Annotated in this window: 18 protein-coding genes; 7 read left to right on the forward strand and 11 right to left on the reverse strand. The window is 37.7% G+C overall.

The window, feature by feature from the left end:
• The first annotated feature begins 208 nt into the window (after positions 1–208).
• The 3 genes from H5084_RS13050 to H5084_RS13060 all read left to right on the forward strand — a co-directional run bounded on the left by H5084_RS13050 (position 209) and on the right by H5084_RS13060 (position 7,011).
• Positions 209–2,614, forward strand: a complete 2,406-nt coding sequence (locus H5084_RS13050) for a diguanylate cyclase (RefSeq protein ID WP_182690745.1) — start codon at positions 209–211, stop codon at positions 2,612–2,614.
• A gap of 624 nt (positions 2,615–3,238) precedes the next feature.
• Positions 3,239–3,403: a hypothetical protein gene (locus H5084_RS13055; RefSeq protein WP_156916163.1), complete on the forward strand. Its 165-nt coding sequence runs from the start codon at positions 3,239–3,241 to the stop codon at positions 3,401–3,403.
• Positions 3,400–7,011, forward strand: coding sequence for a PAS domain S-box protein (locus tag H5084_RS13060; RefSeq protein ID WP_182690746.1), 3,612 nt, complete (start codon positions 3,400–3,402; stop codon positions 7,009–7,011). Before H5084_RS13055 ends, H5084_RS13060 begins: the two co-directional genes overlap by 4 nt.
• Before the next feature lie 365 nt (positions 7,012–7,376).
• Here H5084_RS13060 and H5084_RS13065 read toward each other — a convergent pair whose 3' ends face one another.
• Entirely contained in the window at positions 7,377–8,186 is an 810-nt protein-coding gene (locus tag H5084_RS13065) for a class III extradiol ring-cleavage dioxygenase (protein ID WP_182690747.1), read from the reverse strand.
• A 217-nt stretch (positions 8,187–8,403) separates the two neighbouring features.
• A complete protein-coding gene (locus H5084_RS13070; RefSeq protein ID WP_182690748.1) occupies positions 8,404–8,853 on the reverse strand; it encodes a DoxX family protein in 450 nt (149 codons plus the stop codon).
• A 291-nt stretch (positions 8,854–9,144) separates the two neighbouring features.
• On the opposite strand from H5084_RS13070, the gene H5084_RS13075 reads away from it, so the two are divergent.
• Both H5084_RS13075 and H5084_RS13080 read left to right on the forward strand, forming a co-directional pair.
• Positions 9,145–10,059, forward strand: a complete 915-nt coding sequence (locus H5084_RS13075) for a LysR family transcriptional regulator (RefSeq protein ID WP_182690749.1) — start codon at positions 9,145–9,147, stop codon at positions 10,057–10,059.
• A 113-nt stretch (positions 10,060–10,172) separates the two neighbouring features.
• Entirely contained in the window at positions 10,173–11,018 is an 846-nt protein-coding gene (locus H5084_RS13080) for a LysR family transcriptional regulator (protein ID WP_182690750.1), read from the forward strand.
• Here the strand turns inward: H5084_RS13080 and H5084_RS13085 are convergent.
• The 9 genes from H5084_RS13085 to H5084_RS13125 all read right to left on the reverse strand — a co-directional run bounded on the left by H5084_RS13085 (position 10,969) and on the right by H5084_RS13125 (position 21,912).
• Complete coding sequence (locus tag H5084_RS13085; protein ID WP_182690751.1) at positions 10,969–11,751, reverse strand: TSUP family transporter; 783 nt, start codon at positions 11,749–11,751, stop codon at positions 10,969–10,971. The genes H5084_RS13080 and H5084_RS13085 overlap by 50 nt on opposite strands.
• Positions 11,752–11,932: 181 nt before the next feature.
• The gene (locus tag H5084_RS13090; RefSeq protein ID WP_182690752.1) at positions 11,933–12,784 is read right to left on the reverse strand and encodes a universal stress protein; all 852 of its coding nucleotides are present in this window, start codon (positions 12,782–12,784) and stop codon (positions 11,933–11,935) included.
• A 15-nt stretch (positions 12,785–12,799) separates the two neighbouring features.
• Positions 12,800–14,791, reverse strand: coding sequence for a tripartite tricarboxylate transporter permease (locus tag H5084_RS13095; protein WP_182690753.1), 1,992 nt, complete (start codon positions 14,789–14,791; stop codon positions 12,800–12,802).
• Between the two features lie 148 nt (positions 14,792–14,939).
• A complete protein-coding gene (locus H5084_RS13100; protein WP_182690754.1) occupies positions 14,940–16,064 on the reverse strand; it encodes a tripartite tricarboxylate transporter substrate binding protein in 1,125 nt (374 codons plus the stop codon).
• A gap of 378 nt (positions 16,065–16,442) precedes the next feature.
• On the reverse strand, positions 16,443–17,513 hold the full coding sequence (locus tag H5084_RS13105; RefSeq protein ID WP_182690755.1) for a 4-oxalomesaconate tautomerase: 1,071 nt from the start codon (positions 17,511–17,513) through the stop codon (positions 16,443–16,445).
• A 109-nt stretch (positions 17,514–17,622) separates the two neighbouring features.
• Positions 17,623–18,720, reverse strand: a complete 1,098-nt coding sequence (locus tag H5084_RS13110; RefSeq protein ID WP_220485962.1) for an ABC transporter substrate-binding protein — start codon at positions 18,718–18,720, stop codon at positions 17,623–17,625.
• Positions 18,717–20,174 carry a sensor histidine kinase gene (locus tag H5084_RS13115; protein WP_220485963.1) on the reverse strand — a complete coding sequence of 486 codons (1,458 nt, stop codon included), beginning with the start codon at positions 20,172–20,174 and terminating at the stop codon, positions 18,717–18,719. Before H5084_RS13115 ends, H5084_RS13110 begins: the two co-directional genes overlap by 4 nt.
• 18 nt (positions 20,175–20,192) lie before the next feature.
• Positions 20,193–20,861: a response regulator transcription factor gene (locus tag H5084_RS13120; RefSeq protein WP_182690756.1), complete on the reverse strand. Its 669-nt coding sequence runs from the start codon at positions 20,859–20,861 to the stop codon at positions 20,193–20,195.
• Between the two features lie 382 nt (positions 20,862–21,243).
• Positions 21,244–21,912 (reverse strand): GntR family transcriptional regulator, encoded by a 669-nt coding sequence (locus H5084_RS13125; protein WP_182690757.1) that lies wholly within the window; start codon positions 21,910–21,912, stop codon positions 21,244–21,246.
• Between the two features lie 151 nt (positions 21,913–22,063).
• On the opposite strand from H5084_RS13125, the gene tcuA reads away from it, so the two are divergent.
• Complete coding sequence (tcuA, locus tag H5084_RS13130) at positions 22,064–23,449, forward strand: FAD-dependent tricarballylate dehydrogenase TcuA (protein ID WP_182690758.1); 1,386 nt, start codon at positions 22,064–22,066, stop codon at positions 23,447–23,449.
• Complete coding sequence (tcuB, locus tag H5084_RS13135) at positions 23,436–24,623, forward strand: tricarballylate utilization 4Fe-4S protein TcuB (RefSeq protein WP_182690759.1); 1,188 nt, start codon at positions 23,436–23,438, stop codon at positions 24,621–24,623. The genes tcuA and tcuB overlap by 14 nt, the downstream gene beginning before the upstream one ends.
• Positions 24,624–24,758 lie beyond the last annotated feature (135 nt).

Genomic DNA, 24,758 nt, shown 5'->3' on the forward strand with positions numbered 1-24,758 from the left:
GATAGTTACAACACTCATTCACTCCCTTCCTTTTTAACAAAAATAGTGATCGATAACTCATAGTATAGAATTTAAATCTATTTATATAACTCCTTTGTCAAAAAAATGTTTATATGCGCTCATAAATATCTGTTATGATTAATTTTTAAGCATTAGTCTTATTTAATATCTGATATATAAATTTGCATCGTCAAAAAAGGAATTCTGAGTGCCCATCAGTATCAGAGCATGTATTTGTTTTTCTGCATTGTTTGTTAATACATTGCATGCAAATGAACTCAAGCAAATAACTTTGCAAGCTTCTTGGTTTGAGCAATTTCAATTTGCTGGTTACTACATGGCCCAAGAAAAAGGCTTTTATAATGAAGTGGGTTTGGCACTGACCATAAAACCTTTTCGCATTGAGATACAAAATGACATTGCGCAATTAGTCACCGATGGCAAAGTTGATTTTGCAGTTGGTAAAGAAAATCTCATTTTAGAACAAGCCCAACATAAAAAAATAATCGCTTTGTATGCCCTTTTTCAATCTAGTCCCTTGGCTATTTTTAGCACTAAAACATCTCATATTAATACGTTCAAAGATTTCCTGGGTAAACGGCTCATGACCACTCAGGCAGATGCTCAGCAAGTATCATTGAAGTCCATGTTGAGTTCACACCATGTGCAACAATCAGACTTAACTTATTTACCTCATACGCACGATATCAAAGACCTCATCAATAATAAAACAGACTTAATCTCTGGTTATGTATCAAAAACCCCACATGATTTAGAAGTACTGGGAGTGCCCTTTAATACTTTCTCACCCAAAGATTATGGTTTTGATTTGTATAGCGATTTTTTGTATACCAGTGAAAACTTTATGGCAAATAATAAACTACAGGCCGAAGCCTTTAGATCCGCATCTTTAAAAGGTTGGCAATATGCATTTGATAATATAGTTGAAACCGTTGACATAATATTTGAAAAATATAATGAACAAAACATAAGTAAATCAGCCCTTTTATTTGAAGCAAAAGCACTTAAAAAATTAGCCTACCTCAATACGCCAATACTGGGTGTTCTTGACGAAAATAAACTTAAAAAGAGCTTTGATTTATATAAGGTGCTAGGGGTTGATAAAGGGTCAATTGATTTCAGTCAATTCATTTACGATGAAACAAACCCTTTTTTGTTCTTAACATCGCAGGAGAAAAGTTATTTAAAGAATAAGCAAAAGATAACAATATGTATTGATCCTAACTGGTTACCCTATGATGGTTTTGATAGTACAGGTGAGCATATTGGGTTGCATACTGAGTTTCTTGATATCTTCAGAAAGCGCCTACCTATTCCATTAGAAACCGTGAGAACTGAATCATGGACTGAATCGCTATTTTTTGCCAAACAAAGGAAGTGTGACCTTTTATCACTTGCACGTGTTACTGAAGAACGAAAAGAGTTTCTTAACTTTACTTCAACTTACTTAACTTTTACTCGTGTATTGGTGACTAAACCAGACCTTCCGTTTGTTAATAATTTCAATCTCTTAATAAATAAAAAAATTGGCATGGTTCAAGGCTACGCAGAACAAGATATGATTAAAAATACCTACCCCAATATTATCGTGGTAGATGTTAAGTCAATAAAAGATGGTCTTGACAAAGTAGCTAAAGGCGAACTCTATGGTTTCATTGATGCCTTAGATTCTGTTGGCTATTTTTTACAAGACGATTTTTTAGGGCAACTAAAAGTCAGTGGTAAATTTGACCAAAAAACAGAGCTTGGCCTTGGGGTAAGAAATGACCACCCTCTTTTATTAAGTATATTTAACAAACTGATCGACAACTTGTCAGAAAAATCAATCAAGACCATTACCGAAAAAAATGCATCCATTCAATATATTGATAAATTTAACTATCAATTATTATGGTGGTTATTGTTTATCGTATTAGCCATTATTGCGGCCTTTATATACAGACAGAGTTTGTTGAAAGATTTAAATAATAAGTTGAATGAAAGAGTTGCAGAAAAAACCAAAGCCTTACTGGAACTAAATGAAAGCTTAGAGCTAAAAATAAAGCAGCGTACTGAGCAAATCGAACATTCAAAACGTCTATTACAAGACGTTGCTTACAGAGACAATCTAACCGGTGTTTTTAATCGACATTATTTAATTGAAAAGTCGATCTGCTTTTTTAAACAAGCCGATACGCTTAATCAACCTCTCTCTCTATTAATAATTGATATCGATTATTTTAAAAAAGTAAATGATGCTCATGGGCATATTGTTGGAGATAAAGTGTTAATTCATTTTGTGAACAATATTCGAAAAACCTTAAGAACTGATGACTTACTAGTGCGCTATGGCGGAGAAGAGTTTATTTTGCTTCTGCCTAAAGAGGATTTGCAACAAAGTTTAATCGTTGCAGAAAAACTACGTCAATATATAGAGTTGCACCCTTATCAATTAGACAAAGAAAATAATTTAATTAATATCACAATCAGCGTCGGTGTTGGGCAATATGAAACAGGCGATTCTTTAGAACAATTCATCGGCAGAGCTGATTCAGCATTATATACCGCCAAAGATAAAGGTAGAAATCAAGTACAAACAATCACGAAAAAATAAAATAAAAATACAGAGTCTATTTACCGACATCTATCAGTCATAATTGAAATGCGAACAAGCAATCAAACATGAAGCCAACAATATATGTGGTTTGCATTGTTCGGTTAAGAACTTAGTAAAGCGACAGTGGGGGCAATATTATCCATTAAGTTAAACTTTAAAAGGACTCTGTATTCATTAATACTCTTTTTATAGCCTGAATTTAAGGCGCTTCTATTTAAATATTAAACTCAAATCATAACTATCTTAATTTAGTTTTGAATATACCCCTGCTAAATTTAAATATCTCACCATCAGAAGTAAAAAGGTTGTAGTAGGTGACCTCACACAATAGCGCTAAATATATTGTTTAATGCTAATAGCCGTAGTATCACTTTCAGAGTTGGAATCGATTCAAAATAGTTATTATCTAAGTTTATTGAATGATTTTTTTAACGTGTGATCAATAATTTATATTGATATACATTTATGAGTTATATTAATTTAAATGTAAAATTTATGTACCATTTTCATCTAATATTAGGTCTATCTCCTCTCTATCAGACCATTTAAATTGTCTTCGAAGTGCTCTATCAATAGTAAGTTTATATTAACTACTCCGCTAAAATAGTAAGGACAAAGAAAATGACAAATCTTGATCATGATTCACTGCTAAGCACTGCAATTTATCCAAAAAATTCGTTATTTTTCTATCAATACAAAAAATTAGCAAACATTCAACTTTCTTTAAAAAAACCAACTTTAGCAAGCCTGTTTTGTCTACCAACTTTGTATGATGTGGCACTATGAAATTAAACAATTCAAAGTCATCTGACCTACTTATTAATGATACGGAGTTATTATTTAAAATAGCTTTCAATCAACCATTTTATTTAATGGCGATACTTTCACCAGAAGGAAATATTTTAGACGTTAACGACCTAGCGTTAACATCACAGGGAGTGAATAAAGAAAATTATATTGGCAAGCTATTTTGGAAGTCGCCAGCATGGTCTAATTTACCTGAATGGGAAAGTCTTTGGATAAAACGGTTGGCTAAAGCTGCTAGTCAACAAAAAGCGGTAATAACGGAAGATTGTTACCAAATTGCAGATGGTTCTATTTATTATACGGATGTATCGACAACTGCTATTTATGCCCCTAATAGCGAACTTTCGGGTTACATGATCCAAGCTATTGATACGACAAAATATAGACAAAAATATAGAAAGGTAGAAGAAAAAACAAAAAAAGATGATACTGATTTAGAGCTTGTTCTAGAACAAAGCAAGATAGGTAATTGGTCTCTTAATCTAGCTAACCACAGTTCCCAACGCTCCCTGATACACGACCAAATATTTGGTTACGACTCATTGGTACCGCATTGGACCTCAGATACGTTTCTTCAACACATCATCCCAGAAGAACAGATAGAAGTAACCAACAAACTTAAACAAGCTATTGAAAATAAAGTAAATTGGAAAATTGAGTGCCGAATTATTCGAAAAGACGGTGAGATTCGTTGGATTTTAGCTTCAGGTGGGCATGTAATTGATGCACCTGGTCAGTCAAAATTAATGGTCGGGATAGTACAGGATATAACAGATTTAAAAATAGCAGAGAACGCTAAATTACACCATAGTGCAGAGCTACAAAGTATATTTAACGCACTACCAGATACTTACTTTCGTATGCAGTCCGATGGAAAAATTCTCGATTATCGTACACAAAATAAAGGCGAACTTTTTAAAGCACCTGAACAGTTTATTGGTAAACGCATACAAGATATTTTACCAAAAGATACAGGAGCACTATTCCAATCAAAAATAGATCAGACAACACAGACAGATAACGTTGTTACTTTTAATTATCAACTGGCCACTAATAAGCAAGTAGTTCACTTAGAAGCTCGACTTAATAAAATTCATTTGAACGACCAACTTGTGTGTGTTGTTCGTAATATTACTGATCAATATGAATCTAGGGAATCTTTAGAAGTTAGTGAACAACTATTTCGTACTATTTTTGAACAAGCCTCGGTTGGCGTTGCATTAGTCAGTTTTGACATCAAAAAAGTTATTCGTATTAATCAACAGTTTTGCAATATGGTTGGTTACAGTGAAGAAGAAATGTCAGATCCTAATATGTTTGAAAAAATCACACATCCTGATGATTTAAAAAGCAATTTAAATAAACGAAATAAAGTATTAAAAGGTAAAGCACGATCAACAACGCTGGATAAGCGTTATATTCATAAAGACGGGCATATTGTTTGGGTTGAGCTAACCATTTCTCCTACCCATAAAGTCGGTAGCCTACCTAAAACGATTATTGTAGTTGCTCAGGATATTAGCCAACGTAAAGTAGCTGAAGAAAGGCTAGAACTATCTTCTAAAGTATTTAGTGACACTCATGAAGGTATTGTGATCACAGATGCTCAGCAACTTATTGTTGATGTTAATCCAGCCTTCGTTAGAATAACAGGCTATAGCAAACAGGAAGTTATGGGTAAAAGACCAAGCTTCTTAGGTTCAGGTCAGCAAAGCCCTCAGTTTTATGAGGAGATGTGGCGCTCCATTAAAGCCCACGGGCATTGGCAAGGAGAAATTTGGAACAGAACAAAAAAAGGAGAACTCTACGCTGAACTGCTCAATATCTCATCACTAATCAATCAACAAAATCAAGTCACTCACTATATAGGTGTATTTTCCGATATCACCAGCATTAAGCAACAACAAGAAAAACTTAACCTGATGGCTCACTATGATGTACTGACTAAATTACCGAATAGAGCTTTATTTATAGATCGTTTTCATCAATCTATAGCCCATAGTATTCGTACAGGTCATCAACTAGCGGTGTGCTTTCTAGATTTAGATAATTTCAAACCTGTGAATGATACTTATGGCCACGAAGCAGGTGACCGTTTATTAATTGAAGTCTCTGAACGTATTATTGGGTGTATCAGAGAAGAAGACACGGTTTCCCGCCAAGGTGGTGATGAATTTGCCATCCTACTAAATGATATTAAATCGCCTTCACAATATGAAGCAACCATCAAACGTATTCATAAAGTATTAGCCCTACCTTATATTATTGATGATATTGAGCACAAGCTTACTGTATCTAGTGGTGTGACACTTTATCCATCGGATAATGCTGATATAGATACTCTATTACGTCACGCTGACCATGCAATGTACCAATCTAAATTAGCGGGTAAAAATCGTTCTCAATTATATAGCCCAGATTCAGACCAACGTATAATTCAACAGAACCTGCAGCTAGAAGAAATTAATCGCGCTTTAATCAATAATGAATTTCAATTGTACTATCAACCTAAGGTTAATATGGCGACAGGTGAGGTGTTTGGAGCCGAAGCCTTAATCCGCTGGCTTCACCCAGAAAGAGGAATGATACCACCACTAGACTTCTTACCATTTATCGACGGAACATCATTAGAAATTAAAGTTGGAGAATGGGTTATCAATGAGGCCATGCAACAACTTGAAAACTGGCAGCAGCAAGGCATTGAACTTGAAGTTAGTATTAATATTGCTTCATATCACCTGCTATCTTCCTCTTTTTTTGTTGTGCTTGAACAGTGCTTAGCTGAACACCCTGCAATTAAACCTAAATGTTTACAATTAGAAATTTTGGAAAGTTCTACTTTAGGTGATCTCAAAACGATTACTCATATTATCAAAGAATGTCAAACGCAGTTAGGTGTCAGTTTTGCTTTGGATGATTTTGGTACAGGCTACTCATCATTAACTCATTTAAGAAGTTTACCTGCGGAAACGATTAAGATTGATCAAAGCTTCGTCAGAGACATGCTAGATGACCCAAGTGATTACTCAATTATTGATGGTGTGGTTTCATTAACAAAATCATTTAATCGTAATGTTATTGCTGAAGGCGTTGAAACTAATGAGCATGGATTGCTGTTATTGCTGATGGGGTGCGAACAAGCTCAAGGTTATGGAATAGCGAAACCGATGTCAGCAGCAGCCCTATCCAAATGGTTAAGCGACTATATTCCTAATCAAGACTGGATCACTTGTAGTAAAAAAGAGCACAATAATAAACAAAAAAATCTGAAAATATTTAAGCTAATTACTACACAGTGGAAAAATAAACTAAGGAAACAGATTTTATTACCCCCTAATAACAAAATAGTTTGGCCAATACTTGACAATCAACTATGTCATTGTGGTAACTGGGTTTGCCTAAGGAAACAAGAGCAGTTATTTACAGAAGAAGAAATGCAACAGCTGGAAAATGCTCATGATAAAATCCATAAAGTAGCTTATTCGTTGCAGCTTAAATATCAAGCCGGGGAGCTAGAGAGCGCACGAGCTGATTTAGCTGGACTTGATTTAGCCTTTATTGAAATGAACAATACGATCGGCTTATAGAAGCTATTGGTTCGTTAGCCCTTACTTTAAAATTAATTTTTACCTATATTCTACCTTAATATCATCATTAACTTTTATTCATAGGTTTTCAATAAAAAAGATTTATAGCGCCAGTAATATCACCTAAATCAATAGTCACTTACGTAAAGTGACAACCGGTTATACAAATACGGAATAAAATCAATTTGAAGTTATGTAATGAAACATATTAATAGGCTATCCGAGGTAATAACAACTCATTTTAATAGACCATTATACTTTTGTAATTTGACCTAATTTCCTTGATATGACGCTAAAAAACACCAGTAAGCTATTGAGCAATAATATAAAGAAATCAAAGCCTAAAATTTTATTCTTCCACTTCATTATTCTACTTGGCTATGCCATATAAAGGCGCTCGATTGTTTGTTAAGAATAGTTATATTGTCATGTTCATCACTTGCTTTACCTGCTAGGCCATAACAAACATGTAAGGGTAGTAAATGCTCTTCACGTGGATGGCAATAGCGAGCGTGTGGCGCCTGAACCCAGTTTATCATTCTCTCCCTACGCTCCTCTTCACTAATATTTTTGTCATTCAAGGTTATATCTAGCCAATCTTCAAACTGTTGATTTTTTAATTGGCTATCAGCCGTATTAGGCGCAAAGAATGCTTTCATATTATGAAATGAAAAGCCTGATCCAATCACTAGTAAATTATCATAATCAAGTGACTGTAATGCTTTCCCAATATCTATATGCTGTGCAGGATTTAGACTATTCACCAATGAAAGCTGAACGACAGGAATATCAGCAGCGGGATACATTAGCGTCAATGGGACATATACACCGTGGTCATAACCTCTATTATATTCAAGTTTAGCTGCTATACCGGATTGCTTTAATACCTGTTGTACTTGTTTAGCAAGCTTAGGCTCTCCCGGGCTTGGATATTTTACTTCATATGCTGATGCAGGAAAGCCATAATAATCGTAGATCAATTCAGGGTTTGCCTGCGCAGTGATCGTCACCTGCTCTGCTTCCCAATGTGCACTAACCAATAAAATAGCACTTGGTTTACGCATTTTTTTGGATAACGATTTTAAATAAGTCACCATTTCTGCGTGCGCAGGGTCACCAAACAGTGGCATAGGACCACCACCATGAGAGATAAAAGCGATATTTACGTTGTTCATATTAACTCCGAAACAATAAATTAGATTTATATATTCAATTGAGTACTAGGTAACGACTATGATCTACATAGGTAATAACTTGTTAACCCCAAAATATTCAAGTGCTTAGGCAGGCTAATAAGAGTAATACGCAGACCAAAAAACTGACTAATAGATCGTTGTCACGCACTGAGTCGCGACAACGAATGAATAAAGTAAGAAAGAAGGAATAATTAAGTTATTTATTCAACTTTTTACTTAGTAAGTTATCCAAACTGTAACTACCACCACCTTGTACGGCGATAGCAACCAGGACAACCAAAAGTGTTAACGCATATTCGTATCCATTATTGGCCATAAATAAACCATTATTAATGTGTACTGAGAATATAGCGACAACCATGGTAAAAGCCGCAACCACTGCTGCAGGGCGTGTTAGCAAACCTAATAGTATAGCTATTCCTCCAAAAAACTCTGCACTCCCAGCAAGTAATGCCATTAGGTAACCCGGAGTCATTCCTATGCTTGCCATCCACTGTCCAGTCCCCTCTAGTCCATAGCCCCCAAACCATGCAAACAATTTTTGCGCACCGTGAGCAGCTAAAATAAGTCCAATTGGAGCACGTAATATTAATGCAGCAACGCCTGCTTTAGATGACAGTACTTTGTTTAACAATGCTGAGTTCATGGTTTTTTCCTTGATAAAATTAATAATTATTGTTGTTGGCCCTGTTGTGGGATGTATGTACTTTACTATCAACAAAACAAAAGAGTAATATCTGTAATAAGGAATAATTAACAACAAAACGTTGATAATATGCAATAGGATCTGTTTTAACGGTTATCTTCATAGTAGCTTTGAAGTGTTCGAACAATAGAGTCGTTACAAAACCATTTAACAAAGTATGCCTTAGCAATTTCAATCGAATAAACCGAGCCTTAAAACAATCAAGTAAGGCAATAATAAATAGAGGGTGTGATGGATAGAATTGATGCAATGCGCGCATTTGTTGCTGTAGTCGCTGAAGGTAGTTTTAGTAATGCCTCGTCTGCCATACAATTGTCGCCGCAACTGGTGAGTAAGTATGTATCGAAGTTGGAAGAGCAGCTTGATGTGCGCTTATTGCATCGTACAACACGTAAAGTAAGTTTGACTGAAGCGGGTACGCATTACTACCAACATGCACAACAAATACTGCTAAGCATTGATCAAATGGACTCGCAACTAAGTGGATTACAACAAAACCCAAAAGGGACCTTACGGATCAGTGCCCCTGTTTCATTTGCATTAAAACATATGGCAAAATTAGTGGCAAAATTTCAGTTACTATACCCTTTAGTTAATATCGATTTACAACTCAACGATCGTAAAGTGGATATTGTTGATGAAGGTTTTGATATTGCAATTCGTATCGGGCAGCTCAAAAGTTCATCATTAATTGCTAAACATATTGCCCCGATCCGCGTGATTTTATGTGCATCACCTGAATACCTAAAACAATATGGCACTCCAACTCATCCTGAAGACCTTAAAACACACCGTTACTTGCATTATAGTTACATGGAAATAGATGCTAATAATGAGGTTTTTAAATGGTTAAAAGCACAAAATAGTGGCCAGAGTAGTGAATTGCGCAGTAACAATGGAGACGTATTAGTTGAAGCTGCCATTGCCGGTGCAGGTATCGTATTGCAACCAACCTTCATCGCCAGCAAAGCCTTGCAAAGTGGAGAGCTCATTCAAATATTACCGGAATTTGAACCCGAATCGATTGGTTTATATGCAGTCTACGCACACAGAAAATTATTACCTAATAAAGTCAGATGCTTCATTGATTTTATGGAAGGTTATTATGGAACACCACCGTATTGGGATCAAACGATAAGTCAATAAGCCAGAAGACATTGCTGTCGTACTCGCTAGTTACTATTTTTTACGATATTATTCCAACCTATTCCAAATAAGCATTGATAGTTTATTGTATAAATATTAGGTCCCTTTATCTTATGTTACTTGAAGGCATTGAAACTTTGTTAATGCTCAGCCATGAAAAAACCATGAGTCGAGTAGGTAGTCAGCTTTATATTAGCCAGTCTGCAGTCAGTAAACGTATTGCATTATTAGAAAAGAAGTTAGGTAAAAAATTGATCACCCCTGATGGCCGACATGTACGCTTAACACCAGCCGCCAATGAGTTGATCGCTAGTATTGGCCCTACATTTCAAGAATTACAAGGCCGTATTTACGAACAACATACATTAAAGGATGAAACAATTATTTCGCTTGCTTGTTCGGAAACCTTAGTCGCAGGATACCTTGCCAGTATTATGGGGGATTATTGTCAACAGGATGCCGCGATTCGTATTAGCACCCACCATACCCCAAGGATTATTGAACGCGTGCAATCGGGCAAAGCGACGATCGGCTTTTGTGCAGGCCAGATCCCTGCACACCATGGACTAAAAATGATTTGTCTATGGCAAGAGCCTTTTGTATTGGTCAGCAAGTCCGCATTATTAACACTGCCTAAGCAAATATTAACCAATGACCTATCGAACCCAGCTAACCGTTACCAATTAGATATATTAACGACATTAGGTATTGAGCCATTAATGGAGATGGACTCTTATACCGCTTCAGCACAACTTGCACTCGGTGGTATCGCCCCTGCATTAGTGCCACTTTCTATTGTAAAAACCATGAAAATAGAGGCTAAGCATTGTTTTACCTTTGAACAGTTAAAGCCTTTATATCGCCCAATACACATCTGCTTACGGCCTAATAATTATCAAAATCAAAGAGTTAAAACATTGATAAAAGCCATAATGAATGCTGTTCCCATAACAACTTAATCGCCATGGTCATTGACATAATGATCACCAATGGCCGAATGATTTTTTGACCATTGCCTAATACCACTTTTGCCCCTAAACGCGCGCCAAAAAAGCCGCCTATTGCCATCAGTAATCCCAACTCCCATATTGGTAATCCTGCAATGATAAAAAACAGCAACGCTGCTATATTTGAAGTGAAATTTAACACTTTGGTACGAGCCGTTGCTGCGATCAATCCGTAACGCCCTAGTGCAACAAAACAGACCGTAAAAATAGAGCCCGTGCCTGGACCTAAAAAACCATCATAAAACCCGACACTTCCACCAATCACAAAAGCAAAGGCAGTTTCTGACAGTTTCGGTTTATCGTCTGGATGTGGCGTGATTGAAGAAGAGAAAAGAAAGTAACTTGAAATCGCAATCAGAATAATTGGAATAATACTTAGTAATAAATCAGCTTTTACATGCTGTACGATTTCAGCCCCGATTGCGGCACCAACAAAGGTACACAAAATAGGTAAACGCATCGGTTTTAATTGCACAATGCCTGTACGTACAAAATATAAGCTTGCGGAGAAACTTCCAAAAGAGCTTTGTAGTTTATTAGTTGCTAATGCCTGTGCAGGTGGAATACCCGCAGCGAGTAAAGCTGGAACGGTCAACAATCCCCCGCCACCAGCCATCGCATCGATAAATCCGGCTAATGTTGCAACGGCGACGAGAAACGCCATGACCTCTAGTGAAATTTCCATACTTTTCCTTATCATTATCAAGGCCGCGACTATAACATTGAGCAGGCAGTTAGATGAGCAAAAGCATGGAAATTAATATATTCCTATTTTTCATAGGTGATGGTGATAGTAACTAGTACTGTTCACCATCTTCCAGATAAGCCTAATACATTGGCTATTGGATTGATTTAGGGATCGAGGATTATGCCATCATAAACAGTGGAATATGAGTGTGGCGTAATAATTTTTGCGTTACGCCACCAAACATTTGTTTATGTAACTTTTGATGTACAAGCGCACCTGCGACAATGAGATCAGCCTCTTGATCCTGCGCCACTTTTAAAATATTACGCGGTGTATTTAGGCGGCTGGTGGAAAAAGAAACACACTCAGAGTCGATTAGGTGGCGTTTTAAAAACACCTGTAAATCTTGCTGTGTTGGCTTTTTCAATAATGATCGCTCGCTAGTAACAATGACAACTCTATCTGCCTTTTGTAAAACAGGAATAGCAGCACTGACAGCACGAGCCCCTGCATCATCTCCATTCCAAGCAATTACAATCGTTTTAGGCGAAAACTCAGTTTGTGTGCGTGGCATGATCAAAACAGGGTTACAACCATGGTCGATAGCCGCTTGAAAGCTGACACTATTCTTACCATCAATAGATTTAGGAATAATAATAAGGTCTGAGACTTTACCTCGTTCAGCCACTGTTTCGGCACGGTAACCAAACATATCAAGCCAGGTTGCACTCGCTTCATTGCCATTACCTTCACCAGTGGTGACACCTAATTTATTACAAATCTGTTCAAACTCAACTTTTGATTCCACCATACTTTCTTCTATATAGTTGCTCACTAGCTGATCAATTCGACTATAGAGTTTGCTTGATAATAATCGAATCTCTTCCGGTAATAATTGGTTTGAGCCAACTTGAGAATGAAGCACCTCTAAATGAGCCTGAAAATATTTAGCCACATTTAAAGCACCTTGCATACGCTCCTGCGCATTTTCTAAGGTTGCAAATGGCATGATAATCGTTCTTATAGACATAAAATATTCTCCTATTTATTGACCTATCGGCCATGGTAATGACACTGCCTCTTGCAGTAAGCCAATAGGTAAATCTAACACCATCAAATCAGTTAACCCGAGTAAGAAACCTGTCGCAAGTATTGTTATAACCACAGACCGAAGTAGACTAAGGCCTGCTTTATTAACTAAAAATGCACAGAAGAACACACTAATTGAAATGACATAGCCGACTAGATAACTCCCCACAATCAATGCACCTAACCAATACAGGTAATGCATCATACTCGTGGTATTACTGTCATAGGCATAACCTTGCTCATGTTCATTATCAAAATATACTGCATCATTAGCAGGTCTAGTGAGTAGCTGATATAAAACCACTGCAGAAATTAGCCACATAATAATGGATATAATGATAGTAAATATGCCGCCTAGGAAGCTTTGCTGATAACCATCATAAACAGCGTAAAGGAAAACCAAATTAATCACTGCTGCAAAGGCTATTTGTGGACGGCGATCCGCTGAGCGAGCCTCTCTAGTTGCTTCTGGTTGTACTGCTTGTTTATTTTTCTTAGCGCTTTGACGTATTGTAAATACCAAAGAAAATATCGTTATTGCTGTAATAATCATTACACCTGGACGAAGTAAGAAAGCAACACCATCAAACTGAATGGCTTGATAAAGATACGTTTCCATACCACTGGCTAATACAAAACCAATAAGGAATGCAGGACGCGGCCAATCAAAACGTTTCATCAACACACCGAAAGCACCAATCGCAAGTAAAGTCACTAAATCACCCAGGTCGCGTGTTGCTTGGAACGCAGCAAAGCAGATAACCATGACCATAAAGGGTGCTAGCAATGCATAGCGAACCGTGGTCAAACGAGCTACCCATGGTGAAATCAACATACATGCACCAGCACCTAATACATTCGCTAGAGCTAACGACCATACAATCGTATAAGTGATATCTAAATCAGTACTCACCATCGCAGGTCCAGGCTCTAACCCCACCAGCACCATACCACCTAAAAATACCGCCATACTGCCAGAACCCGGAATACCAAATAGTAATGTAGGTACTAATCCACCACCTTCTTTAGCATTATTTGATGACTCCGGCGCAATTACACCACGCACATCACCGTGACCAAAGTTAGGTTTATCTTTGGTTGTTTGCACTGCATGACCATAGGCAATCCAGTCCACAACACTACCACCAAGACCTGGTAAGGCACCAACAATACATCCAATCACACTACAACGTACCGCTAGCCATTTATTCTGCCAAAAATCTTTCACTCCAGTTAACCAACCTGTACCCAGCGAACTGGTGCTGGCAATCGGTTTATTTTGTCGTAATAAATCGATAATTTCAGGTAATGCAAATATACCTAGGCCCACTACAACCAGTGGAATACCATCCATTAAATAAAAATTATCAAAGGACATTCGGTATTCACCCGTCGCAGGTGCACCACCAACACTACCTAAGATGATCCCCATACCACAAGCACTCAAACCTTTAACCAAACTTTTACCCGCTAATGCACCGACCATACTTAAGCCAAGTAATGTCAGCATAAATAGTTCGCCTGAGCCAAATGCTAAAATAACCGGTCGAGCAATTAATACAAAGCCAGTTAACACAACAGCACCAAATAAGCCGCCAAATAAAGAAGAAGTAAAAGCTGCAGATAGCGCTCTTGCCGCTTGACCTTTTTTGGCCATTGGGAAACCATCTAATACCGTAGCTTGAGAACCACTCGACCCAGGAATCCCCATTAAGACGGAGGTAAAAGTATCAGAGGTTGGGATAACCGCAACCAAGCCGATCAACATAGCAAGAGCGGAAGTTGGGTCCATTCCATACAAAAATGGTAATAACAGAGATAAACCGGCGATGCCACCTAAGCCGGGGAAAATGCCAATGGCTAACCCCAGTAGTACACCTCCGAGCATATAAGTTAAATGATGCAGATCCAGTACAGTCTGCAAAGCGGAGAAAAGTTCATTAAACATCATATAATCCTTTTATAGCAGGCATGTTTATATTTTTATATCTAGGGGCTGGTGACTGTTATCAGTACTTAAGTCGTCTACAAATAAAGCAATAAACAAAATGTTCATGGCAAACGGATTTGACTAAGCCGTTTGCCAATCAATAACGTTATAATTTAGCGTTGTAATTTTTAAGTAACCATTGACGAATCCACTCTTGGCTTTTTTCATCAACTTCTAGTACTGCTTGTAATGCCTGCTCAGCTTGCTCATTAGTTAGCTGCGGGTAATTACCTAGTACTTCTTCTGCTTTTTCTAAAAAGGTAGGATCTGTCACCAATTTAGTAGCAGAGTCACGCCATGTTTGAACAATATCTTCTGGCGTTGATTTAGGCACAAAAAACATTTTTTGAGCTACGTATCCTGCAATAAAGAATTTACGCCATACTTTATAACCTTCTTCTACCGTGCTATCTGGATGAGCCATTTTATAAACTTCAGCAAAGTTAGGTAATTCAGGGAAGTTAGGGTCTCTTTGTAACTGGCCATTTTTATCTAAGATACCAAAGCTAAATAGAGGAATCGCTTTACCTTCTTCCACCAGAGGGATCACTTTTTTTAAGTATGAAGAGCTAGTTTGAGAATCTAAATTCACTTCGCCACGCTCAAAGGCTAAACGTCCTGCTCCACGTCCTTTCATACCAAATACAGCTTGTACTTCAGTATCCAATAAATCCATTGCTAACAAAGCAACAAGGTCAATTGATGCAGCGCCTTGGCTTGCATATTTAAAAGACACCTTATCTTTTTTAGCAACTAGGTCTGCCGCTGAAGTAATCCCAGTAGAAGGTGATACATAAACAACGCCACCTGTTGATGAAGCCAAGATCACACTCCAATCGTTGTAATCGTATCTAACACGGCGGTCACTAAGTAGATAAGGAAACTGCGTTGATGCAGAAGTTGCCAATAGATTTAAACCATTATCTTTACCACGACGAGCAAATTGGTTTGCACCTTTGGTCGAGCCTCCGCCAGGGATGTTTTTAATAACTACTACAGGTTGGCCAGGTAACGCTTTACCCAAGTAAGGTGCAAAAAAACGACTCCAAGTATCAGTACCGCCACCCTCTTTGAAAGGAACAATAACTTCAACACGTTCTCCTTCAAAAGAAACACCCTGTACTTGTGTATTAGTAGAAATTGAAAATACACCTATTGTCATTGCGAATAGTGCTGATAAACGAGTTAATTTCGTCGAAATTTTGTGATTACGTAATGTATTGCTCGGCATATTGCCTCCTAGTTTCATTTACACAATAATTTGGAATAACACTTCACTGTGCTATTTCGACTAAACTAACCACTGAAACTGTCATCAAACTGACACGTAACAACTCGCTAACAAAAGCGTTACATAGATCGTGCTTTTATATTTAATGTGATAACTGATGCTATAAATTACAAAGCAATGGAGCAGATAAAAAGTATCAAGAAAGGCTATAACAAAGGGATATTTGATCAATATGAGAAGTAGTTTAAATTTAAGTGAGAGCCTCGCAGCAACAATAATGAATGTTGATTGGTAAGGAGATAGACCCATTACCAATCACTTTGAAATACTTAATAGGAGTAAACCATCCATCACTCCTATAAAATATTACTTAACTTACTAGGCTTTGCTATAAACATTTCCTTTGAAAAGAGGTCGCGCAGTACGCACCAAAGCAGCCTGACTGATGATTGGTTCTTTAGGGCCTTGTTCAATTTGAATATTAACCTCAATTTTTCCACTTGGATGTTCAATCACCACCGTCTCAGAGGTTATGGTATCCACAACTTTAGAAGCAACTGTCCCACTTAAATTACATGCAGCCGCAATACAAATAGCACCAGTAACAGCATGGCTAGCATGGCAATTTTGAGGAACAAAATATCGTGAAGTAATGTGCCCGCCTTGTGTTGCTGGCGACAAAAGTGAGACTTTAGGAAGCACGCTGCCGCGGACATCACCAAGGCCCATTAACTCACCAGCAATGATACGAATGGTTTCAATTTTAGCCAACAAAAGTGCATTTTCATCTAATTCTTGTTTGCTTTCATTGCCTGCAATACCTAAATCTTTGGCAACAATATGAACCATAGGAACCGCGGCATCAATACAAGTCACTTCAACCCCTTCGATAATGTCACTTGGTTGTCCAGTCGGAAATAATTTACCTGTTTTAGCGCCGCCAACATTAAGAAAATTCAATAAAATAGGCGAACCACTGCCAGGCACGCCATCAATAGTGGTATCACCTTCATATTGCAGTACGCCTTGAGGTGTTTCTGCTGAAACTTCGATAATGGTATTGGTATTGATATTTTTGACACGAATAGTCGTTGAGGGATGAGTTAATGGCAGTAAATTATTTTCTGACGCAAAGGCAACAATACCAGATAAAATATTGCCACAGGATGGTTTTGTATCAACGGTTCTTTCTTCAACCCCCACTTGCGCAAATAAATAATCAAGATCTACATTTACTTCAGATGACTGAGATACAATGGCAACTTTACTGGTCAAGGATGTTCCTCCACCAATACCGTTAATCTGCTGATTATCGCCAGAACCCATTACATCCACTAAGAACTCATTTCTTTGTGACTCATCTTTAGGTAAATCATCAGAAAGAAAATATGCCCCTTTTGAGGTTCCCCCACGAATCATCATGCAAGCAATATAACTAGTTTGTGTCATCCCTCTACTCCTTAAGCGAATTTGATTGTGTACTAAATCAAGCACCGCTAAAGATTAAGAAATGAAACTGTCAACAAGCTGACTGAAGCATTAAATATCGCATGTTTTGCTAATCATATTGCTTTAATGCGTTCTCCCACTCAGTTATTACAATTTCCTTTTTACTATGGTCTGAAAATATTAATAAGCTCACGTCTAAAGGTAATGGTTTTAATTGATTGGCGTACTGCTCACGCATGAAATAAGCAGAATTTTCTGAACGAATATCTGTTCTGACAGGAGGCATATTAGTTTTTTCTGCCATCAACATCTGCCCGGAATACGACAACAGATAATCAATAAATTGTTTAGCTTGTTTTGGATGAGTTGTTGTTTTATTGATAAAGACGCTTCGTATCACCACTGGGGTGTAATCATTGGCTGTAATAACCACCAAATCTTGATGCTTTTCCTGCCAAGATTTAGCATAAGACCCCATAATATTATAAGCCATTAGAATTTCACCGTTGCTAAGCGCTTGTAACATAGATGAAGTACTCTCAAAAGTACGTGCATTGTGATGATTAAATAACTCTAAAAATTGACCATTATTTGCTGCTTGCACTCGTTCAAAAGACCATAGCAAGTACCCTATTCCTACCGTCCGGATGTCATAGACACCTATTTTTCCCACTAACTGTTCACTATAATGACGGATAAAGCTTAATAATTTAATACGGTCACTTGGTACTTCTTTATCCGCTAAAAATGCTTTATTAAACACCATCACACTAGGCTCAAAGCTGAAACCAAATAATTCATCCCGCCAATGACTCCAATGCGGAATGATGCCAGATTGGTAGTCACTACCAAGCATATCCATTTTATATGGCAGGGCATAACCATCATTGACTAACTGAATTTGTAAGTCCATGACAGAGCTAATGGTAAGATCCGCTCTCGGTTTGTTATCTTCTCTGATATGGCGAACAAGTTGATTACTACTGGCCGGATAATATTGGATGGATATGTTTGGATTTTTTTTGTGAAAATCATCAAGTAGAGGTTGCATTTCCGATAAGTATGCTGCGCCATAAATTGACAACTCAACGACTTTAGGTAAATTAAAATCAACCATCGCAGAGACCGCTTTAGGTACAAAACCAAAGCAACTGATGACTATAAACAAACAATCAACAAAACTAAATTGAGCTGTTTTATGCTTCATATTATTGCCTGCCAAAATTTATGTGGGAATTGTACTTTAACCGTTAAACCGTGTGGGTCAGAATCTTCTAAACTTAAGATGGCATTTGATTTTCGCGCAACATCTAAAGCAATACTCATACCTAAACCGGTGCCATTGCTGTTAGCATTAGGGCTTCGATAAAAGCGTTCAAAAACATAGGGTTTGTCTGCAGCATCAATACCAGGTCCATAATCACGAATGAACAAGACAGCTTTACTGCCCTGTTGACAAATCTCAACGTCTATTTTCCCTCCTTCAGATGAATATTTAATCGCATTCTCAATCAAATTCTTTAACATTTGCGATAATGCAAATTCATCGCCTTGAATACTAAACTGTAAGCTATCTTGATAGCTTAATTCTATCTCTTGCTGCAACGCATTAATGGCAAGATCGCGACAAACGGTTTTCACTAGCTGATTGATATGAATCGCTTCGGGCTCAATACTTTGGTATCGGTGTTTAATCGTTGCATGATTCAATAACTGTAAGATGGTGCGTTCTAAGAGATGACAAGCAGAAGAAATTTTTCTTAAGGAATCAAGCGTTTCAGGCTCTTTACTTTTATTAAGTGCTAAATCAAGTTGTGCTCTAAGCCCTGCTAACGGCGTATTTAATTGATGCGCGGCCTCGCTAGTAAAGTTTTTTAAATTCGTTAAGGTGCTATCTAACTGCGCCATAAATTGATTAATAGTATTAATAAGATGATTAATCTCTTGGGGTGCATCTAAGCGAATAGGTGTGAGATCGACATTAGAACGTTTTGCTATTTTTTGATTTATTGTGTTCACGGATTTCAGTACTTTGTTAATCAGTATAACAATAACTAATAATGCACATGCGACAAAAGCGAGAATCAATTTTGCAGCAAAATTCGACAACTCCGTTTCCCAAGCTTTACGAGATTCGGTTGTTTGCCCGATTAAAATAAACACATTTTTGGGCCCTTCACTGGTATTAATGGCACGACTAACAATGGAAAAACGTATTAAGCTATCTTTAAACTTCAGGTGAAAGAACTCGGCTTCTGGTTCCAATTTAATAGGATAATTTCGAATAGTATTAATGACCTCTTTTTGCTCAAGTAGACTCTGATACCCAGTAATATAATTAAGTCCCTGGGTAGTCACTAGATAATACACTTTATCTCGAGGCGAATTAGTTAATGACTTAAAGGCAGAGAATGGGATATCCACACTAAACTGCAGATTATTAAAACGTACCTGATCCATGATTTGTCGCGCAGAATTACTCAGATAACGATCATAGGATATTTGCGCGGTTTGATAGGCATACCGTTTTACCGCAACTAACGCGATTAAGCTTATCAGTAGCATTAAAACAGAAGCAGAAAAAATTAATTGAAAACGTAATGAACGAGTAGAGAATGATTTTGTTGAGATTGATTTATTTGAAAAGAATGTGTTTGACAATCTATAGTGTCCTATCTCTTAAGCTTCAACTTGGTTAAATAAATAACCTAATCCGCGCAGTGTTTTTATTTCCACATTACTGTTAATTATTGCCTTTCTTAAACGCCCTACATAGGTTTCAATGGCATTAGTATTCGGTGGATTATCATAACCATAAAGATGATCAATGATCTCCTCTTTACTCATCACTCGGTTTGGATGTGTAATAAAGATTTCTAATAAACGATATTCACGCTGCTTTAATTCAATAATTTCCCCCTTCACCTGAACGCTACAATTGGCAGTATTAAACTCGATATCACCATAAGTAATATCGTTATGATCACTGCCTTGTCTGCGCCTTACAATTGCACGACAACGCGCTTCAAGTTCGCCAAAATCAAAGGGTTTAGATAAATAATCATCCGCACCTAAATCAAGCAATTGAATACGATCATATATTTCACTGCGAGCAGTAAGAATTAATACAGGGGTGTTGAAATGTTGACGAATACGCTTAATAATTTGCTCTCCAGATTTATTGGGTAAATTTAAATCCAGTATGATCAGATCAAATTGGGTATGAGTAACCATAGAAAAAGCAACTTCGCCATCGTAAACACAATCTACACCATGACCAAGGTCCTTAAAACGAGACTCAAGGGCTTCACTTATTAGGCGATCATCTTCTACAATTAAAATTCTCATATTCTGCCATCAACTGATAAATTTACTTTTATACTCATTTTTATACAACGCCGGTTGTTAATAAGCTTGCACTTCCTTGCGCGAGCACACATTGATTCAGCATTACAAGCGTAAACAGAGCTACATTAACCAAATCTGAAAACATCATTCAACTCAGCCCTACAACCCAGTGTCACATCAATTTGAAACTAAACAACCTGCAACTTGAGTTTATTTTCAAGAACTAACCAACCAGATCATCTAAAATGATATGGAAATTACATAGGTATTTACTTAAATGATATGGAGATGTATGTAAATGTTGAGTATTGGTAAATCAAATGTAAATCACAATAGCAATGTTAACAGTTTTAAACATTGCTTGAAGAAAATACTAACAATATTAACAGTTTGCGACTTGCGCCTCACGGATCATTCGCATTCGCATTCGTTGTGCATGGCGAATGTGCTTACGAGCCGCTTGCTCTGCAGCTTCTGCATTTTTATCTCGTATTCCAGCAATAATCTCTTTATGTTCAGCATGGGCTAATGTTATGCGTTCAGGTTTGTTTAAAGTTGTTCCCCCTAATAAGGTCATCGCATTAGTGAGTGCATTTAATGCGTCGATTAAATAACGATTATTAGCAGCTTGGTATAACGCTTGGTGAAAAAGTCGATTGGCTGCTGCCGCTTTAATCGCATCTTCTGCATTTTCCAACATGATGTCATTTAAATCTTCTAATTCGGTAATTTCTGCTTCTGAAATATGGCGTGTTGCAAACAATGCAGCAGTACCTTCAAGTACTTCTCGTGTCTCATACAGTTCAATCACTTCACGATCCGAGAGTTCTTTTATTACCGCGCCTTGCCTTGCAACATGAATCAATAAACCATCACTTTCCAAACGGCGAATAGCATCACGCACAGGAGTACGGCTGATACCAAACCTTTCGGCAATTTCGACTTCCCTTACTCGCGCCCCAGGTTTTAATTCACCTTGTTTAATTGCAGTCAGTAACTTCTGGTATGCAACCTCACCACGAGATTTATTTTCACTACTTGTATCTGCCATTAGTTGCCTTAATTGATGAACGAAGCGTTCGATTGTCGTGATCTGTTTAAACATTTTTTACATTATAACTTGACATAAATAATAAAAACATTCAACTTAAATGCAATTGTATACAAGAGTATTCTTTAGTTTTTATCATAGAGGAGGTTAAATGAAGTTAGAGCATGAACACTATGATGTTGTTATTGCAGGCGGAGGGCAGGCGGGCATTGTGGCTGCAATAGTCGCTGCAGAAAAGGGAGCTAAAGTTTGTTTATTAGAGGGAGCGCCGCGCTCATACCGAGGCGGTAATACACGCCACACTAGAAATTTACGTCCTATGCACATTGGGCCACTTTCGATATTAAGTGGTACTTATGACGAACAGGAATATTGGCAAGACTTAATGCGTGTAACACAAGGAAAAACCAATGAGAACTTAGCAAGGATGACCCTTAAGCGATCGTCAGAATCTGTGCAATGGTTAGAACAGCATGGAGTTCAGTTTCAACCACCTTTAGGCGGCACTCTGCACCTAGGCCGTACCAATGCATTTTTCATGGGCGGAGGTAAGCAATTAATAAATGCACTTTACCATTATGCAGAGCAGCTAAAAGTTGAAGTACATTACGATGCAATGGTGACGGATATAAACATAGAAGACGGTGTTTTTAAAAGTTTATCCGTAGGTGATCAGCAGATTTCAGGTAAATCTTTGATTGCTGCCAGTGGTGGGTTTGAAGCGAATATAGACTGGCTGAAGGAAGCGTGGGGAGACGTTGCTGAAAACTTTATTATTAGAGGTACCCCCTACAACAAAGGCGCAGTGCTGAAGCTATTACTTAATGCAGGCGCTCAACAAGTTGGCGAATCAAATCAATGCCATGCCGTAGCGATTGATGGTCGCGCACCAAAATTTGATGGCGGAATATGTACTCGCGTTGACTGTGTTTCTTTAGGTATTGTCGTTAATAAAGATGCGCAACGTTTTTACGATGAAGGCGAAGACTTTTGGCCTAAACGTTATGCTATATGGGGGCGCTTAGTTGCAGCACAACCCGACCAAGTAGCACACGTCATTATTGATCAAAAAGCAAAAGGTTCATTTATGCCTCCTGTATTTCCCGCACAAACGGCAAATACAATTGCCGAGCTAGCTGAAAAAATGGGTGTCTCTCCTGTTACCTTAGAAGAGACCGTTAATGAATATAATGCGGCAGTTCAACCAGGAAGTTTTGATCATACCGAACTTGATGGTGTTCATACCGCAGGTTTAAAGACCAACAAAAGTAATTGGGCGAGAGCTATTGATACACCGCCTTTCAGTGCCTACTCATTACGCCCCGGTATTACTTTTACTTACCTAGGCGTTGAGGTTAATGAACAAGCTAAAATGAAAATGTCCGATGGAAAAACAAGTAAAAATATCTTTGCAGCAGGAGAAATAATGGCCGGAAATATACTCGGACAAGGTTACCTTGCAGGAATAGGTATGACCATTGGGAATGTATTTGGAAGAATTGCAGGAAGCGAGGCGGCTGATTATGCGAACAACTAATAAAGTAAAGGAAGCACAAAGAGTCATGACCATTTGTAATGCATGTCGTTATTGCGAAGGTCATTGCGCAGTGTTTCAAGCGATGGAATTACGTTTAGAATTTAACGCAGATAATTTAGATTATTTAGCCAACCTTTGTCATAACTGCGGCTCGTGTTATCACAATTGTCAATACACTGCTCCACATGAATTTGACCTTAACGTACCGGCTGCTATGGCGGAACTGAGACAAGAAAATTATGGTGTCTATGCATGGCCAGGATTTATGGGTAAGCTTTTTGCTAATAATGGTTTATGGATGTCGTTACTATCAATTATAGTAATTACAAGCTTCTTTATAATCACCAAGATATTGACTGGGGATGGTTTTTGGGATGTACAAGAGCAGGCCTTTTACGGCGTAATTTCGCACAATACAATGGCATTTATATTTTCCACTGTCTCCGCTTTTGTAGCGATTGCAATGCTTGCCTCGGTCATCAAATTCTGGAAAACCATGTGCCTGCCTTCTCCGTTTAGCTTGAACTGGAAACAGGTAAGACAAGGTGTGAAAGATGCATTAACATTAAAATATTTAGATGGGGGTAATGATCAAGGTTGCTCTCACGAAACTGAACAACCTTCCATGGCACGCCGCTGGTATCATCAAATGACATTTTGGGGTTTTATGCTGTGCTTTGCTGCGACATCAACGGCGACAGTCATGCATTATGGATTTAATTTACCAGCACCCTATCACTACATTAGCTTACCAAAGCTATTTGGGATCCTGGGTGGCATAGGATTAATTGTAGGGCCGATTGGCTTGCTCTCGATCAAATATAGAGCGCCCAATGAAGTGAAAGGAAAAACCAATAAAGGCATGGATGTGATTTTTTTAGTATTACTTTTATTAACGAGTATTTCTGGACTTTTACTGATGTTGTTAAGAGATACACAATGGGTAGGTTTGGTATTAAGCTTACATTTAGGTATTGTCATGACATTTTTTCTTTCCATGCCCTATGGTAAATTTATCCATGGTTTTTATCGTTTAATTGCTTTGGTTGTTTTTGCGATTGAAAAAGATAAGCACCAAGCAATAGCTGGTGTTGAAACAATTAACGTGGTTAATATTGATACTGCCTCAGTAAAGGCACAAAAAGCCACCGCAGCGATGCAAAAGCCCAACTAGTAGGCAGTTACTTAATTTTGGATAAACCAAGCATGCTTAAGGTCTCTACTTAACGGGCCTTGAGTATTGAATTAATCAGTCATTCAATCGACTTATATTAATACCATAAGTCGACTCGGTCATTTCATCTACCTA

This window comes from Psychromonas sp. SR45-3 (assembly GCF_014163575.1).
Taxonomy (GTDB): domain Bacteria; phylum Pseudomonadota; class Gammaproteobacteria; order Enterobacterales; family Psychromonadaceae; genus Psychromonas; species Psychromonas arctica.

What these genes read in the sequence shown, in the direction of transcription:
- H5084_RS13055 (WP_156916163.1), top strand. Translation starts at nt 3,239, where the DNA reads ATGACAAATCTTGATCATGATTCACTGCTAAGCACTGCAATTTATCCA.
- H5084_RS13060 (WP_182690746.1), top strand. Translation starts at nt 3,400, where the DNA reads ATGAAATTAAACAATTCAAAGTCATCTGACCTACTTATTAATGATACG.
- H5084_RS13065 (WP_182690747.1), bottom strand. Translation starts at nt 8,186, where the DNA reads ATGAACAACGTAAATATCGCTTTTATCTCTCATGGTGGTGGTCCTATG.
- H5084_RS13070 (WP_182690748.1), bottom strand. Translation starts at nt 8,853, where the DNA reads ATGAACTCAGCATTGTTAAACAAAGTACTGTCATCTAAAGCAGGCGTT.
- H5084_RS13075 (WP_182690749.1), top strand. Translation starts at nt 9,145, where the DNA reads ATGGATAGAATTGATGCAATGCGCGCATTTGTTGCTGTAGTCGCTGAA.
- H5084_RS13080 (WP_182690750.1), top strand. Translation starts at nt 10,173, where the DNA reads ATGTTACTTGAAGGCATTGAAACTTTGTTAATGCTCAGCCATGAAAAA.
- H5084_RS13085 (WP_182690751.1), bottom strand. Translation starts at nt 11,751, where the DNA reads ATGGAAATTTCACTAGAGGTCATGGCGTTTCTCGTCGCCGTTGCAACA.
- H5084_RS13090 (WP_182690752.1), bottom strand. Translation starts at nt 12,784, where the DNA reads ATGTCTATAAGAACGATTATCATGCCATTTGCAACCTTAGAAAATGCG.
- H5084_RS13095 (WP_182690753.1), bottom strand. Translation starts at nt 14,791, where the DNA reads ATGTTTAATGAACTTTTCTCCGCTTTGCAGACTGTACTGGATCTGCAT.
- H5084_RS13100 (WP_182690754.1), bottom strand. Translation starts at nt 16,064, where the DNA reads ATGCCGAGCAATACATTACGTAATCACAAAATTTCGACGAAATTAACT.
- H5084_RS13105 (WP_182690755.1), bottom strand. Translation starts at nt 17,513, where the DNA reads ATGACACAAACTAGTTATATTGCTTGCATGATGATTCGTGGGGGAACC.
- H5084_RS13110 (WP_220485962.1), bottom strand. Translation starts at nt 18,720, where the DNA reads ATGAAGCATAAAACAGCTCAATTTAGTTTTGTTGATTGTTTGTTTATA.
- H5084_RS13120 (WP_182690756.1), bottom strand. Translation starts at nt 20,861, where the DNA reads ATGAGAATTTTAATTGTAGAAGATGATCGCCTAATAAGTGAAGCCCTT.
- H5084_RS13125 (WP_182690757.1), bottom strand. Translation starts at nt 21,912, where the DNA reads ATGGCAGATACAAGTAGTGAAAATAAATCTCGTGGTGAGGTTGCATAC.
- tcuA (WP_182690758.1), top strand. Translation starts at nt 22,064, where the DNA reads ATGAAGTTAGAGCATGAACACTATGATGTTGTTATTGCAGGCGGAGGG.
- tcuB (WP_182690759.1), top strand. Translation starts at nt 23,436, where the DNA reads ATGCGAACAACTAATAAAGTAAAGGAAGCACAAAGAGTCATGACCATT.